This is a genomic window from Caulobacter segnis (assembly GCF_019931575.1).
Classification (GTDB): domain Bacteria; phylum Pseudomonadota; class Alphaproteobacteria; order Caulobacterales; family Caulobacteraceae; genus Caulobacter; species Caulobacter segnis_C.
Map to the genome: position 1 here is coordinate 539,019 of NZ_CP082923.1, position 12,924 is coordinate 551,942.

Consider the following 12,924-nt stretch of genomic DNA (forward strand, 5'->3'; position numbering starts at 1 on the left):
CCGATGCTCCGCAAACTCTCGGTTATCGCGGCGGCGGCGGGTCTCCTGGTCGTCGGCGCCGCTGGCCCGGCCCTCGCCAATGGCGGGGCCCTGCCGGCCAAGGAAGTGCAGTGGTCGTTCGACGGCCCGTTCGGCAAGTTCGACCAGGCCCAGCTGCAACGCGGCTTCAAGGTCTATCGCGAGGTCTGCTCGGCGTGCCACTCGCTGAAGCTGGTGTCGTTCCGGAACCTCGGCGACAAGGGCGGCCCGTTCTACAACGAGAAGTACCCGAACTCGAACGACAACCCGTGGGTCAAGGCGATCGCCAAGGACTACGAGGTCGCCGACATCGACAGTGAGACCGGCGACGCCATCAAGCGCCCGGCCACCAGCGCCGACCACTTCCCGTCGCCCTTCGCCAACGAAGCCGCGGCCCGCGCCTCGAACGGCGGCGCCCTGCCGCCGGACATGTCGCTGCTGGCCAAGGCCCGCGAAGAAGGTCCAAACCACATCTACTCGGTGGTGACCGGCTACGTGGACCCGCCCAAGGGCCTGACGGTCCCGACCGGCGGTCACTACAACCCGTATTTCCCGGGCGACCTGACCTCGGCCTGGCATGGCTCCAAGGAGCATGTCCCGCCGGGCGGCTTCATCGCCATGGCCCCGCCGCTTAAGGCTGACCTGGTGACGTTCGACGACGGCACCAAGGCGACCCTCGAGCAGGAAGCCAAGGACGTCTCGGCCTTCCTGATGTGGGCCGCCGAACCCAAGCTGGAAGAGCGCAAGCAGACCGGCTTCGCCGTCCTGATCTACCTGCTGCTGCTCTCGGGTCTGCTGTACGCCAGCTACAAGACCGTGTGGCGCAACGAGTCGCACTGAGCGACGCGGTAGTGCTGAAGTTCGAAGGGCCCGGTGGAAACACCGGGCCCTTCTTCTTTTGCGGCTACAGCTCCAGCCGCCACAGGATCAGCGGGCCGTCCTCGCTGTCGACGCGCTCGCCGACGGCCGAAAAGCCGTTGCGGGCCAGCACCGTCTGGGAGGCCGGGTTGTCGACCGAGGTCTCGGCGGTCAGGGCGCGCACGCGCGCGTCCATCCGCGCCCAGGCGGCCAGATCGGCGACCGCGCGGGTGGCGACTCCTCGACCCTGCCGGGTGGGCGCGACGCCATAGCCGATACGCAGGGATCGATCGGCGGCGTCCAGGGGCTGGGTGGGCGAGATCAGGCCGACGATCTCGCCGTCCTCGACGATCATCCAGGCGGCGGGGCTGAAGAGCGGCCGGATGCGGTCGGCCAGCTCGGTCAGCATGGCGAGCACCTCCGACGGGGCCAGGGGGCTGTCGCACAGGCGATAGGGGGCGGGGGCCTCGCCGCGCAGCAGGGCGGCGAAGTCTTGGGTCTTGGCTTCGATAAGCATGTCTTGGTCTCGGTGTCTTGATGCGCCCTCCAGGGCGCGAATGACCGAGCGGCGGACGTCAGCCAGGCAGGCGCGCGTCGCCGCGACGGCGGCTGTACGATGGGGCGACGACGATCAAAGGCGCTCTCCTGCGTCCGAGCGTCCAGCCATAAGGTCTGGCGCGAACCGCCGCAAGCTCACGGTGCGACCGCCAGGGTGCGGGCGTCGGCGGCCAGACGCAGGCGATGGCGGGCCCAGAGGGCGGTGCCCAGCGTCCCGGTCACGCCCTCGGGCAGGTCGTCGGCCAGGCTGGCGGGCACGTTCTCGGCCAGGACGCCGCCGATCGACAGGGCCCGCAGCCGGGCAGGGGCCCTGTTGCGCGCCGCCGTGTCGACCTTGCCGGCGTCCGGTCGCCCCACCGTCGTCGCGCCGCGCGTCGACAGGCGCGTCATGGCCAGGGAGGCGGTGTCGATGGCGAAGGCCCCGCGCACGGCCGTGGGGCCGTCGCTGACGCCCGCGACGATGGTCGGCAGGCCCTCGACCACCTCGACCGGGAAAACGACCTGCCGGCGCGGGCGCCAGGGCTGGTCGATGCGCACGCGGCAGGCGGCGAAGTCGATCTCGACGCTGTGGCCGGCCAGCACGTCCATGCCGATGACCCCGGCGATCGGGGTGACGAAGCCCGCGCCCCGGGCGTCCAGATCGGCGATCCCGACCAGGACCGCCGCCGCCTTCAGGCCCGCGACCTCGACCCGCAGGACCCTTTCGGGCTCGAGGAAGCCGGCCATCTGGGCCTTGGTCTCGTGCAGCAGGGTGCGCGGGGCCGACAGGTCGATGACATAGTCGCCGGCCATGTCGCCGATCACTGCCGGGGCGACGACGGCGCCGTTCTCGAACCAGCACGCGGTCTCGCCCGCACGCGCCGCGCCGGCGAGGAGCGTGCAGAACGACAAGGCCAGGACGGGAACGCGGCGACGCATGGGCGAGAGCCTAGCTCAGCCGCGCCCGCCACGCGATGGTCTCGACAACCTCGGCGAACGTCGTTCATCCTGCGCTCCGCGGGGAGGCGGCGAGCATGGCCGAGGGCGGCGATCCGGATCGGGAAGCGGGTAGGCGGCTGGATGCCTTCGTCGACGCGGCCTTCGCCTTCGCGGTGACCCTGCTGATCATCGCCAGCGCCGAGCCGACGGCCAGTATCGACGCTCTGTGGAACGCTCTGGGGCGCATCCCGGCCTCGCTGGGGGCCTTCGCCCTGATCGCCATGTTCTGGCTGGCCTATCGGGAGTTCGGCCGGCTGGTCCCCCGCCGCGACACCCTCTCGACCCTCAACGCCCTGGCCATCGTCTTCACGGTGCTGGTCTATGTCTTCCCGTTGCGGATGCTGGTCGAGTCCGGCTTCGTCTGGATCTCGCGCGGCTGGCTGTCGGGAACCGAGATGATCCGCACCCTGGGCGACCTGAACGACCTCTTCCGGATCTACGGGATCGGCTTCGCGGTGCTGGCGGGCCTGTTCGCGGTGCTCTATCTGCGCGCCGCGCGCTATTCCGAGCGGCTGGGCGTGGACCCCGCCGACCGGGTGAATGTCCGCGCCAACTGTCAGATTTGGACGATCTCGGCCGTCGCGGGCCTGGTCTCGGCCGCCCTGACCTTCGGGCCGATGGCGCGGACCCCCTGGCTGCCCGGCTTCGCCTACTGGCTGATCCCCCTGGCCATCGCCCTGCGCGGCCCGGTCGGCCGCCTGTTCGCTCGCAAGGCCGTCCGCAAAGGAGCCCCGTCATGAACCGCGCGCTGTCCCTCGCCGCCGTCGTCCTGGCCCTGTCGGCCGGCGTCGCCCACGCCCAGACGCCGCCCGATCCCGGCCCGCGCATCGCGGCCCAGGCCGAGGCGATGAAGAAGCTGGCGATGATGGACGGCGTCTGGCGTGGTCCCGCCTGGACGATCACCCCGACCGGCCGCCACGAGGTCACCCAGACCGAGCGCATCGGCCCGCTGCTGGCCGGCTCGGTGAAGGTGGTCGAGGGGCGCGGCTACAATCCCGACGGCTCGACCGGTTTCAACGCCCTGGGGATCATCTCTTACGAGCCCGACACCGGCGTCTATTCGATGCGCTCCTACGCCATGGGCCGGGCCGGCGACTTCAAGCTGAACCCCACGGGCGACGGCTATGTGTGGGAGATCCCGGCGGGGCCGATGACCATCCGCTACACGGCCGTGATCAAGGACGGCGCCCTGCGCGAGATCGGCGAGCGGATCATGGAGGGGCGCCCGCCGGCGCAGTTCTTCGAGATGAACCTCAAACGCGTCGGTGACAGCGCCTGGCCGACGGCGGGGGCGGTCCCGCCGAAGTGAGGGCTCAGGCCTCGCCCTTGCTCCCGCCCGAGCGCTGGAACAGCTGCAGGGTGCGCAGCAGGGCCAGGCGGGCGCTGTCGGGGTGATGGCCGCTGGGCGCGACGAACGCGTGGCCGGCGTCATAGAGATAGATCGGCAGGTCCGGATGCTTGTCGCGGATCGCCTCGACGTCGGCCAGCGGGATCAGGCTGTCGGTCTTGCCGAAATGCAGGATGGTCGGGACCTTGGGCGTCTCGTCGCGATAGGCCGCGATGTCGCCGCCATAGAAGGCCGACACGGCCTGAAGCCCTTCGCAGCGGCACGCCGCCAGCCAGGCCGTGGTGCCGCCGTAGCAGAAGCCCATGGCGAACACCGGCCCGTCCAGGGCGTCGATCGCGGCCTGGACGCGGGGCAGGGTGGAGACGCCCCAGCCGGTCGCCTCGCCCATGGCCATGCGCGCCTCGAGGATCGAGGGCGTGGTGTCCTCGACCGGGAAATCGGCGTCGGCCGCGTCCATCAGGCTGGGGGCGATCACCTCGTAGCCCTGCTCGGCTAGGCTGTCGGACAGCGCCCGGATGTGCGGGGTCATGCCCCAGATGGCGTGCAGCATGACGACGCCGCCGCGCCGGGCTTCCTGGGGCGGGGCGTGGTAGGCGGCGAACGGCGCGCCGTCCTCGCGGCAGGCTAGGGCGATCCGCTGGCCCATCAGGCGGCGCCGTGCTCGGCGAAGAAGTCGACCGTGCGCTGGCGGGCCAGCTCGGCGTCGGCGAGGTCGGAATCGGGGCGGCCGTCATTGTTGAAGCCGTGACCGCTGGCTTCGTAGACGTGGATCGGCACCTCGGGGTGCGCGGCCCAGATCGCGGCCTTGACCTCCTCGGCGGGGATGTGGGGGTCCTTGGCGCCCAGGTGGACGATCACGGGGGCCTTGAGGGCGAACTTGGCCATGCCGGCGACTTGGCCGCCGTAATAGCTGGACGCCGCCGACAGGCCTTCCAGCCGCGAGGCGGCCAGCCACGCCATGGTGCCGCCGTAGCAGTAGCCGACGATGAACACCGGCCCCCGGTCCTTCAGGACATCGATGCAGGCCTGGATGTCGCCCATGGCGTTGTCGGGACCGTTGGCCAGCGCCAGTTCCTTGCCGCGCGCGAAGCCGGCCTCGTCGTGCAGGGCGGTGAAGCCCTTCTCGCCGCGATCGAACATCGACGGGGCCAGAACCTCGAAGCCGCGCGCCGCCCAGCGGGCGACGTCCTCGTGGACGTACTTGTCCAGGCCGAAGATCTCCTGGATCACGATCACCCCGCCCTTGCGGGCGCCTTCCGGCTGGGCGTGCAGGGCGGTGAAGGCGAAGCCGTCATGGGCGGCGGTCAGGGTGATGGTCTCGGCCACGGGCGTACTCCCCAATGAGAAACGGCCGGGGCGTTTCCGCTCCGGCCGCTGATCTTTTGAACGTTTAGACGTTGAAGCGGAAGTGCATCACGTCGCCGTCCTTGACGACGTACTCCTTGCCTTCGGCCCGCATCTTGCCGGCTTCCTTGGCCCCGGCCTCGCCGCCCAGCTTGACGAAGTCGTCGAAGGCGATGGTCTCGGCGCGGATGTAGCCCTTCTCGAAGTCGGTGTGGATGACGCCGGCCGCCTGCGGGCCGGTGTCGCCGACATGGATCGTCCAGGCGCGGGCTTCCTTGGGGCCGACCGTGAAATAGGTCTGCAGGTCCAGGAGCTTGTAGGCTTCGCGGATCAGGCGGTTCAGGCCGGGCTCTTCCAGGCCCAGGGTTTCCAGGAACTCGGCGCGCTCCTCGGCGTCCAGCAGGGCGATCTCGCTCTCGATCTGGGCCGAGATGACGACGCTCTTGGCATTGTCCTTGGCGGCCCGTTCCGCCACCAGGTCGCTGTACTTGTTGCCCTTGTCGGCGCTGCCCTCATCGACGTTGCAGACATACAGCGCCGGCAGCGAGGTCAGCAGTTGCAGCATGTGCCACGCCTTCTCGTCGTCGGCGTCGATCTTGGCGGCGCGGGCCGGGCGGCCCTCGCGCAGCAGGGCCAGGGCGATGTTGGCCAGGCGCAGGGTGTTGGCGCTTTCCTTGTCGGCGCCGACCTTAGCGCGCTTTTCCAGGGCGGGAACGCGCTTTTCCAGGCTTTCCAGGTCGGCCAGCATCAGCTCCATCTCGATGATCTCGAGATCGCTGATCGGGTCGATGCGGCCTTCGACGTGGACGATGTCGCCGTCCTCGAAGCAGCGCGCCACGAAGGCCACGGCGTCGCAGTCGCGGATATTGGCCAGGAACTGGTTGCCCAGGCCCTCGCCCTTCGACGCGCCGCGCACCAGGCCGGCGATGTCGACGAAGGTGATCCGGGCCGGGATGATCTCCTTGGAGCCGGCGATCTTGGCCAGGGCGTCCAGGCGCGGCTCGGGCACCGCGACCTCGCCGGTGTTCGGCTCGATCGTGCAGAACGGATAGTTGGCGGCCTGGGCCGACGCCGTCTGGGTCAGGGCGTTGAACAGGGTGGACTTGCCGACGTTGGGCAGGCCGACGATGGCGACTTTAAGGGCCATGGAACTCTCGTGAATTTCGTTGGCGCGCGCTTAGCACGGATGGCCGCGAAAGGCGACCGCGCCCCGTTTCACGAGAGGGCGGATCAGCCCAGCGAGCCGCGTACCTGCCGAGACACCGCCTCGCCATGGAAGGCGCAGCTGAGCTTGGCGTCGATGCAGCGCGCCATCGCCGCGAACGCCTCGCCGCCCGAGGTGCGGACCGGCAAGGTCAGGGTCGCTTCGGTCGTGCCCTTGGCGGCGCCGGGCTTGAGGTTCAGCTGGCCATGCATGGCGTTGGTCGCGTCGACGGCCTGGGCCACGACCCGCTCGGTCGGCCCGCTCATGACGATACGAGCTGGGGTGCGGGTCTCGCTGGCCGTGCAGGCGGCGAGCAGGCCGGCGGTCGCGAGCGCGATCAGGGCGGGGCGGCGGAGCATGGCGATCTTCCCGATGTCGTTGCGGGGAAGACTGTTACCGCTATCGATATATGTAAAGCGCCTTCGCAACTTCCGGGCGTTACCGATTTTTCACGCGCCCTTGCGCGAACTGCAACAGCATCCGATATCGATCGCCGAAAGGAGCTCCCCATGAGCGTTCGACCCGTCCTGAAGATCGTGAAGGGCCTGCCCGCCTCGGACGGCGACGGCGTGCGCCTGACCCGGATGCTGGGCACGCCGGAAGCCCAGATGTTCGATCCGTTCCTGATGCTGGACTGCTTCGACAACGACCAGGCGTCCGACTACATGGGCGGCTTTCCCGACCACCCGCATCGCGGCTTCGAGACCGTGACCTACATGCTGGAAGGCCGGATGCGTCACCGTGACAACACCGGCCGCGAAGGCGTGATCGGGCCGGGCGGGATCCAGTGGATGCGGGCCGGCAAGGGCATCGTCCACTCCGAGATGCCCGAGCAGTCGGAGGGGCGCATGCGCGGCTTCCAGCTCTGGGTGAACCTGCCCGCCAAGCTGAAGATGAGCGCGCCGGGCTACCAGGAGTTTGAGGCCGACAGCATCCCGGTCGAGGCCCGCGACGGCGGCCTTTCGGTGAAGGTGATCTCCGGCGCGACGGACGCGGGGACCGCGGGCCCGATCGGCGGCGGAGCCGTGGACGCCCTCTATTTCGACGTCGTGCTGCCGGCCGGGACCGTGTTCGAGGAGCCGGTCGGCGACGACCGCAACGCCATGCTGGCGGTCTATGAAGGCCAGGTCCGCGTCGCCCACGACACGGTCGAGGCGTTGTCGGGCGTGTTCTTGGGATCTGGCGACACCGTCCGCGTCGAGGCCGTCACCGACGCCCGCGTCCTGCTGCTGGCCGGCCGCCCGATCGGCGAGCCGGTCTTCTGGCACGGCCCGTTCGTGATGACCTCGCGCGAGGAGATCGTGCAGGCGTTCGAGGACTTCCGGTCGGGACGGTTCTAGGGCTCGGCCTCCACGAACGCCGTCACCCGCTCGGCGAAGACGTCCGGTTTCTCAAGATACATGAAGTGGCCGGTCGCCGGGACGGTCTCGAGCTTTGCGCCCGGCACGGCCGCCGTGACCGCCTTGGCCTGGTCGAAGACGTCCTTGATGTCGACCTCGCCGACCAGCACCAGGGTCGGTGCGCGGATTACCGACAGGTGGTCCTTGGCGTCGGGCCCGGCGCGTTCCAGCTTGCGGCCGGCGCCGCTCAGGTTCTGCGGATTGGCCTTCAGCAGCGCCACCACTCGGGCGCGCTGGACGTCGGCCGACTTGGTCAGGATGTAAGGGTCCTTCGCGGCGCCCTCCAGATCGCCCAGCTTGATCAGGGCGACCAGCTTCAGGGAGCGGGCGATGAAGCCGGCAGAGGGCTTGAAGCCGCTGACCCAGGGCCCCGCCAGGACCAGGCCGTCGACGGCCTCGGGATGGGCCAGGGCGAAGTCGACGGCGATGCCGCCGCCGGCCGAGGAGCCGACAAGGGTGGCGCGCGCGACCCCGGCCGCCTTCATCACCGCCGCCAGGTCGTCGACCGAGGCGAACGGCGTGGTCGCGGCGGGCGTGGCGCCGTAGCCGCGCCGGTCATATCTCACGACCCGGAAGCGCTGGCATAGCAGCGGCCAGACGTCGTCATAGGCCGCGCCGTGCAGGATGCCGTCGTGCAGCAGCACGATGGCCCGGTCCCCGGACCCGCAGGCCTCGTAGGCGATCCTGCCGCCCTCGGCCTCGGCGAAGGTTGTCGAGGGCTCCTGGGCCTGGGCGAGGCCGGCCCAGAACAGCAGGCAGCCGGCCGCGATCGCCCGGACGGGCGTCGAAAGTCTCATGGCGTGTCTCCGGAAAAGGGCGCCGTCAGCCGGCGCGTTTGACGGTCTCGGTCTCGATGTCGGGCGGCTGCTCGGGCTGGTACTCCAGGATGTCGCCCGGCTGGCAGTCCAGGAAGTCGCAGATGGCTTCCAGGGTCTCGAACTTCATGCCCTTCACCTTGCCCGACTTGAGCAGGGACAGGTTGGCGTCGGTGATGCCGATGGCGCGGGCCAAGGTGTTGGAGCGGACCTTGCGGCGGGCCAGCATCACGTCGAGGCGCAGGACGATCATCAGACGAAGGCCTCCCGGTCCTCTTCGATCTCGCGGCCCACCTGCATGACCTGGCCGATCACCAGGACCAGCAGTCCCAGGATGAAGGCCTGCAGACTGGCCATGTGGGCCCAGTTCTTGTCGATCTCGTAGCCGGTGGCGGCCAGGAACAGGTGACACAGGAACGGCGAGACGGCATAGGCGCACAGCCACCCGCCAACCCGGCCGAAGCGCCGCGCCGCGTCGCGCGAGAACACCTCGCCGCGGGCATAGCCGCCGAACAGGTCGCGCAGGCTCCAGAACATCATCAGGATGGGCGTGGCCCGCGCGATCCCGACCCCGACATAGACCAGACGGTGGACCAGGGGCAGAGAACCGAACGCCACCGTATTGGCCGGCGCTTCGCCGATGTAGCAGTTGTCGGGCCCGATCCTGACCAGTTCGCCCTTGTAGAACAGCATGGTCGCTATGGCCGTCAGCAGGATCAGCGCCGCCAGCGCGAAGAGGCCGGTGAACAGCCAGACGGCGGCGCGACTGCCCAGGCGCACGCGGCGCTGGGCGGGGCTTTCCGGCGGCGGCGTGGCGGGCGCGCGGTAGAGCGGCTTCAGATGCAGGACAGCAGCCATGACGTCCCTCCTGACGTCACGGTCTTACAGAAAAAAGTTTCTGTCAAACGATATGATCAGCTCGCCGTCGCCGCGGCGAAGTCGCGCCAGGCCTTGGCCTCCTTGCGGAAGTGGGCGTGGGTCTTGGCGAGGCGTCTGTCGATCTCGGCCAGCTTCTCGCGGGCCTCGTCCTTGCGGCCGGTGCGGGCCAGGAAGACGGCGTAGCGGGCGATGCCCTCGAAGCCCGGATAGTTGTCGGCGGCCCAGCTGAGGGCGGTGTCGGCCTGGGTCTCGCGGCCCAGGGCGTGGTAGACGCGGCCCAGGGCCAGCATGGTGTGGGGCGTGCGGCCGGCGTTGGGCTGCTCGCCCAGCTTCTCCAGCAGCGGCAGGGCCTCGGCCGGGCGGTTCAGCTCGATCAGGGCGTTGGCGCGCCCCAGCAGCAGCTGGGCGTCGTCGGCGTACATGCCCGTCAGGCTGTCGGCGTAGAGCTTCTCGGCCTCGGCGTGCCTGCCCAGCTCGGTGGCGGCCACGGCCAGGCGGACGCGGTTGGCCACGGTGGGGGCGTCGTCGACGGCCTGGGCGGCCTCGCGGTACTCGCGCTGCGGATCCAGGGCCTTGCGGGCCGCCTGGCCCATCTTCTGGGCCGTGCGGCCGCCGAACCAGGTCGGCGCGATGATGGCCACGAAATAGACGATGCCGCCAATGGGCTGCAGGGCCAGGATGATCCACAGCCAGTACATCTGCTGACCCGTGCGCACCACGTGCACGCACAGGGCGATGGCGATCAGGAACGACAGGCCGAGCAGCGGCAACGGAAGCGAGAACATCAGGATCCCCGGGACTCTACGCTCGGTCTTTCTCGCGAGCGCGCGCGGCCGTCAATCGTCGGATTTGGCGGGCTTGCGCGGATCGGCCTTCGGCGCGGGGGCCAGGCGCATGACCTCGGCCTGATAGCGCTCGTCGTCGCCGACGGCGGCGAAGGGCAGGGCGTCGGCCAGGGCGTCCAGCATCGGGTCCAGCCACTGGTGCTCGACCTTGTGGAAGTCGCCCAGCACGTAATGCATGACCGCGTCCTTGTGGCCCGGATGACCCACGCCGATGCGGCCCCGGCGGAAGGCGTCGCCGACCTGGCTGGTCACCGAGCGGATGCCGTTGTTGCCCGCCGCCCCGCCGCCCGACTTTATGCGGAAACGGCCCGGCGCCATGTCGATCTCGTCGTGGAAGACGATGACGTCGGCGGGCTTGAGTTTGAAGAACTTCATGGCCTCGCCCACGGCGCGGCCGCTCTCGTTGTAATAGGTCTTGGGCTTGAGCAGCAGCAGCTTGACCGGCCCGTCGGCCGTTCCGACCTGCCCCTCGCAGGCCAGGCCCTGGAAGCGGGCGCGCCACGGGGCCGTGCCCCACTTCCGCGCGATGGCGTCGACGGCCATGAAGCCGACGTTGTGGCGGTTCTTCTCGTACTTGGGCTCGGGATTGCCCAGGCCGGCGAGGATCAGCATGGCGGCGTCTCGTGGCGTTCAAACGAAAACGGGCGGACCCGAAGGTCCGCCCGTCTCTTAGATCGGTTCGGTCAAAGGACCGACAGACGATTAGGCTTCGGTCGTGGTGTCGCCGGCGTCCGACTGGGCGGCCGACGAGGCCTTGACGTTGGCGATCACGAAGTCGCGGTCCTGGGCGGGCTTCACGCCGGCCGGCAGCTTCACTTCCGAGATGCGGATGACGTCGCCCAGGTCGTGGGCGGCCAGGTCGATGACCAGCTCTTCCGGGATCTTGTCGGCCGGGCAGGCCAGCTCGACGGTGTGACGGATGACTTCCAGCGTGCCGCCCTTCTTCAGGCCGACCGAGATGTCGTGGTTCTTGAAGTGCACCGGCACTTCGATCTTGATCAGCTGGTGCTCGTCGACGCGGTACAGGTCGAAGTGGACCGGCTCGTCGGTGACGGGGTGGAACTGGACGGCCTTGGCGATGACCGATTGCTTCTCGTCGCCGTGCTGCAGGGTGACCAGGTGGCCCAGCAGCTTGCCGGTGTACAGCGACTTGCGGAATTCGTTGGCCTTCACGGCGATGTTCACCGGAGCCTTGCCGCCGCCGTACAGGACGCCCGGGACCTTGCCTTCGCGGCGGACAGCGCGCGCGTTGCCGGTGCCGGCGCCGTCGCGGACTTCAACGTTCAGAATGATCTCGGCCATGGTCTTGTCTTTCTAGAGAGCCGGATGCTCTCCGCTGTGACCCAGCGCCTATGGCTGTATCGCCACGCTCGCCAGCGTCGTTTTGGGGTCGCGCTACATACACAAAAGGGCCGGGCGACGCAACGCCCGGCCCCTTCGCAGCGATTTCGCGGGAAATCAGCTCTTCTTGACGGCCTTGCGCGCGGCGGCGGCCTTGGCCTTCGCCTTGGCCGAGTTCGCGCCGGCGCCCTTCACGGCGATCGATTCCTTGACCGGCATTGCGCGCGGCGGCTCGGGCGGCAGGCTGGCGCCGGCGCCCTTGGCCACGCAGGCCCCGGTGTCGATCAGGATGTGCTGGCCGAGGCAGAAGATGTCCTCGTAGTGCGGCTTGGACACGGCCAGACACTGGTAGAGGTTCAGCTTGGCCATGTTCAGGCAGTTGGCCGTGGCCCAGTCGCCGCTGAGGGCGTCGATCGAGGGCAGGTTGTTGTCGCCGGCCGCGCCCAGGGCCGCCAGAGCGGCCACGGCCAGGCCGCGGATGACGATCGGCTGGTAGGGAGCGGTGGCCGCGCGCGGGGTCAGGCCCAGCGGTTGGAGGCCGGTCGAGGCCTGCTGCAGCACGGCCACGTCGGCGCTCTCGGCCAGGGCCGGGGTGGCCGACAGGGTCTTGGCCGAGGCCAGGCGGCCGTCGCGGTCGAGCACGGAGGCCTTGGACCACGACGACTTCTGGACGTCGTAGGCGGCCTGCTTCACGGCCTTGCCGGCCATGTAGACCTTCAGGCCGTCGCCGCCGATCTGGTCGATGATCAGGCCCGCGGCGCTGTCGCTGCCCTTGAACACGGCGGCGTAGGACGGGTTGGAGAAGATGTTGGCGATCATCTCCTGGCGCTGGGCCGGATTGGCCGCGACCTCGCGCACCGAGGCGACGAAGGTGGGATCCTGCAGGGCCAGGACGGCGGCGTAGGCGACCGCGCCGTTCATGAACGACTTGGCCTCGTAGGCCGCGCCGACCTTCAGCGAGGCCTGGATCTGCTCGCCGTTCTGGAACGATGGCGACACCTGGCCGGCGCGCGTCATCCAGCCGCGGAAGGCGCTGGCGCGCTCGACCAGGCTGGCCGACAGGGTGATCGGCGGGGTCGGCGGCGGGGCCTGGACGACGGGCGGCGGCGCGGCGGGCGGCGGGGAGCTACAGGCCGCGACCAGCGCGGCCAGCGCAACGGCGGTCGTCGCCAGGACGACCCGCGTACGCGAAAAGGAACGCATTTTCGAAAACTTCCCCATCAGTCTCGGCTCAGTCATGGGCCCGGAAGGCCCTGGGCGGCGCACGTAGCAGCCCGGGTCGGCGACATTGTGACTGTCGTCCCGTTAACCAGACTTTTACAAGCGGCGCCGTGGC

At 69.6% G+C, this 12,924-nt stretch carries 17 protein-coding genes; 4 read left to right on the top strand and 13 right to left on the bottom strand.

The features are described from left to right. Positions 1-3: 3 nt before the first annotated feature. The gene (locus K8940_RS02480) at positions 4-858 is read left to right on the top strand and encodes a cytochrome c1 (RefSeq protein WP_223392970.1); all 855 of its coding nucleotides are present in this window, start codon (positions 4-6) and stop codon (positions 856-858) included. A gap of 64 nt (positions 859-922) precedes the next feature. Here the strand turns inward: K8940_RS02480 and K8940_RS02485 are convergent, their stop codons facing one another. Beyond that, the gene (locus K8940_RS02485; RefSeq protein ID WP_223392971.1) at positions 923-1,393 is read right to left on the bottom strand and encodes a GNAT family N-acetyltransferase; all 471 of its coding nucleotides are present in this window, start codon (positions 1,391-1,393) and stop codon (positions 923-925) included. A gap of 176 nt (positions 1,394-1,569) precedes the next feature. Next, positions 1,570-2,352 carry a hypothetical protein gene (locus K8940_RS02490; protein ID WP_223392972.1) on the bottom strand — a complete coding sequence of 261 codons (783 nt, stop codon included), beginning with the start codon at positions 2,350-2,352 and terminating at the stop codon, positions 1,570-1,572. Positions 2,353-2,447: 95 nt separating this feature from the next. Here K8940_RS02490 and K8940_RS02495 point away from each other — a divergent pair, with 95 nt between their 5' ends. Both K8940_RS02495 and K8940_RS02500 read left to right on the top strand, forming a co-directional pair. Continuing rightward, positions 2,448-3,152, top strand: a complete 705-nt coding sequence (locus K8940_RS02495) for a TMEM175 family protein (RefSeq protein WP_223392973.1) — start codon at positions 2,448-2,450, stop codon at positions 3,150-3,152. After that, a complete protein-coding gene (locus K8940_RS02500) occupies positions 3,149-3,721 on the top strand; it encodes a DUF1579 domain-containing protein (protein ID WP_223392974.1) in 573 nt (190 codons plus the stop codon). The genes K8940_RS02495 and K8940_RS02500 overlap by 4 nt, the downstream gene beginning before the upstream one ends. A gap of 4 nt (positions 3,722-3,725) precedes the next feature. Here K8940_RS02500 and K8940_RS02505 read toward each other — a convergent pair whose 3' ends face one another. The 4 genes from K8940_RS02505 to K8940_RS02520 form a co-directional block, all read right to left on the bottom strand. Then, the gene (locus tag K8940_RS02505; RefSeq protein WP_223392975.1) at positions 3,726-4,406 is read right to left on the bottom strand and encodes a dienelactone hydrolase family protein; all 681 of its coding nucleotides are present in this window, start codon (positions 4,404-4,406) and stop codon (positions 3,726-3,728) included. Then, entirely contained in the window at positions 4,406-5,086 is a 681-nt protein-coding gene (locus K8940_RS02510; RefSeq protein ID WP_223392976.1) for a dienelactone hydrolase family protein, read from the bottom strand. The genes K8940_RS02505 and K8940_RS02510 overlap by 1 nt, the downstream gene beginning before the upstream one ends. A 64-nt stretch (positions 5,087-5,150) precedes the next feature. Next, entirely contained in the window at positions 5,151-6,251 is a 1,101-nt protein-coding gene (gene ychF / locus K8940_RS02515) for a redox-regulated ATPase YchF (RefSeq protein ID WP_223392977.1), read from the bottom strand. Positions 6,252-6,334: 83 nt separating this feature from the next. Continuing rightward, positions 6,335-6,667 (bottom strand): hypothetical protein, encoded by a 333-nt coding sequence (locus K8940_RS02520; protein ID WP_223392978.1) that lies wholly within the window; start codon positions 6,665-6,667, stop codon positions 6,335-6,337. 150 nt (positions 6,668-6,817) lie between these two features. On the opposite strand from K8940_RS02520, the gene K8940_RS02525 reads away from it, so the two are divergent. Beyond that, positions 6,818-7,648, top strand: coding sequence for a pirin family protein (locus K8940_RS02525; protein WP_223392979.1), 831 nt, complete (start codon positions 6,818-6,820; stop codon positions 7,646-7,648). Here the strand turns inward: K8940_RS02525 and K8940_RS02530 are convergent. The 7 genes from K8940_RS02530 to K8940_RS02560 form a co-directional block, all read right to left on the bottom strand. Next, entirely contained in the window at positions 7,645-8,505 is an 861-nt protein-coding gene (locus K8940_RS02530; protein ID WP_223392980.1) for an alpha/beta fold hydrolase, read from the bottom strand. The two genes, K8940_RS02525 and K8940_RS02530, sit on opposite strands and share 4 nt — an antisense overlap. Positions 8,506-8,530: 25 nt before the next feature. Next, positions 8,531-8,776: a helix-turn-helix domain-containing protein gene (locus K8940_RS02535; RefSeq protein WP_411675574.1), complete on the bottom strand. Its 246-nt coding sequence runs from the start codon at positions 8,774-8,776 to the stop codon at positions 8,531-8,533. Next, positions 8,776-9,381: a DUF2975 domain-containing protein gene (locus K8940_RS02540; protein WP_223392981.1), complete on the bottom strand. Its 606-nt coding sequence runs from the start codon at positions 9,379-9,381 to the stop codon at positions 8,776-8,778. Before K8940_RS02540 ends, K8940_RS02535 begins: the two co-directional genes overlap by 1 nt. Before the next feature lie 56 nt (positions 9,382-9,437). After that, complete coding sequence (locus tag K8940_RS02545) at positions 9,438-10,187, bottom strand: hypothetical protein (protein WP_223392982.1); 750 nt, start codon at positions 10,185-10,187, stop codon at positions 9,438-9,440. Positions 10,188-10,238: 51 nt separating this feature from the next. After that, positions 10,239-10,859, bottom strand: coding sequence for an aminoacyl-tRNA hydrolase (gene pth, locus K8940_RS02550; RefSeq protein WP_223392983.1), 621 nt, complete (start codon positions 10,857-10,859; stop codon positions 10,239-10,241). Positions 10,860-10,949: 90 nt separating this feature from the next. Then, positions 10,950-11,549 (bottom strand): 50S ribosomal protein L25/general stress protein Ctc, encoded by a 600-nt coding sequence (locus K8940_RS02555; RefSeq protein ID WP_223392984.1) that lies wholly within the window; start codon positions 11,547-11,549, stop codon positions 10,950-10,952. 156 nt (positions 11,550-11,705) lie between these two features. Next, positions 11,706-12,791 (bottom strand): hypothetical protein, encoded by a 1,086-nt coding sequence (locus tag K8940_RS02560; RefSeq protein ID WP_223392985.1) that lies wholly within the window; start codon positions 12,789-12,791, stop codon positions 11,706-11,708. Positions 12,792-12,924: the final 133 nt, after the last annotated feature.

Coding starts and splice junctions, on each gene's coding strand:
- K8940_RS02480 (WP_223392970.1), top strand. CDS start 4: ATGCTCCGCAAACTCTCGGTTATCGCGGCGGCGGCGGGTCTCCTGGTC.
- K8940_RS02485 (WP_223392971.1), bottom strand. CDS start 1,393: ATGCTTATCGAAGCCAAGACCCAAGACTTCGCCGCCCTGCTGCGCGGC.
- K8940_RS02490 (WP_223392972.1), bottom strand. CDS start 2,352: ATGCGTCGCCGCGTTCCCGTCCTGGCCTTGTCGTTCTGCACGCTCCTC.
- K8940_RS02495 (WP_223392973.1), top strand. CDS start 2,448: ATGGCCGAGGGCGGCGATCCGGATCGGGAAGCGGGTAGGCGGCTGGAT.
- K8940_RS02500 (WP_223392974.1), top strand. CDS start 3,149: ATGAACCGCGCGCTGTCCCTCGCCGCCGTCGTCCTGGCCCTGTCGGCC.
- K8940_RS02505 (WP_223392975.1), bottom strand. CDS start 4,406: ATGGGCCAGCGGATCGCCCTAGCCTGCCGCGAGGACGGCGCGCCGTTC.
- ychF (WP_223392977.1), bottom strand. CDS start 6,251: ATGGCCCTTAAAGTCGCCATCGTCGGCCTGCCCAACGTCGGCAAGTCC.
- K8940_RS02520 (WP_223392978.1), bottom strand. CDS start 6,667: ATGCTCCGCCGCCCCGCCCTGATCGCGCTCGCGACCGCCGGCCTGCTC.
- K8940_RS02525 (WP_223392979.1), top strand. CDS start 6,818: ATGAGCGTTCGACCCGTCCTGAAGATCGTGAAGGGCCTGCCCGCCTCG.
- K8940_RS02530 (WP_223392980.1), bottom strand. CDS start 8,505: ATGAGACTTTCGACGCCCGTCCGGGCGATCGCGGCCGGCTGCCTGCTG.
- K8940_RS02535 (WP_411675574.1), bottom strand. CDS start 8,776: ATGATCGTCCTGCGCCTCGACGTGATGCTGGCCCGCCGCAAGGTCCGC.
- K8940_RS02540 (WP_223392981.1), bottom strand. CDS start 9,381: ATGGCTGCTGTCCTGCATCTGAAGCCGCTCTACCGCGCGCCCGCCACG.
- K8940_RS02545 (WP_223392982.1), bottom strand. CDS start 10,187: ATGTTCTCGCTTCCGTTGCCGCTGCTCGGCCTGTCGTTCCTGATCGCC.
- pth (WP_223392983.1), bottom strand. CDS start 10,859: ATGCTGATCCTCGCCGGCCTGGGCAATCCCGAGCCCAAGTACGAGAAG.
- K8940_RS02555 (WP_223392984.1), bottom strand. CDS start 11,549: ATGGCCGAGATCATTCTGAACGTTGAAGTCCGCGACGGCGCCGGCACC.
- K8940_RS02560 (WP_223392985.1), bottom strand. CDS start 12,791: ATGCGTTCCTTTTCGCGTACGCGGGTCGTCCTGGCGACGACCGCCGTT.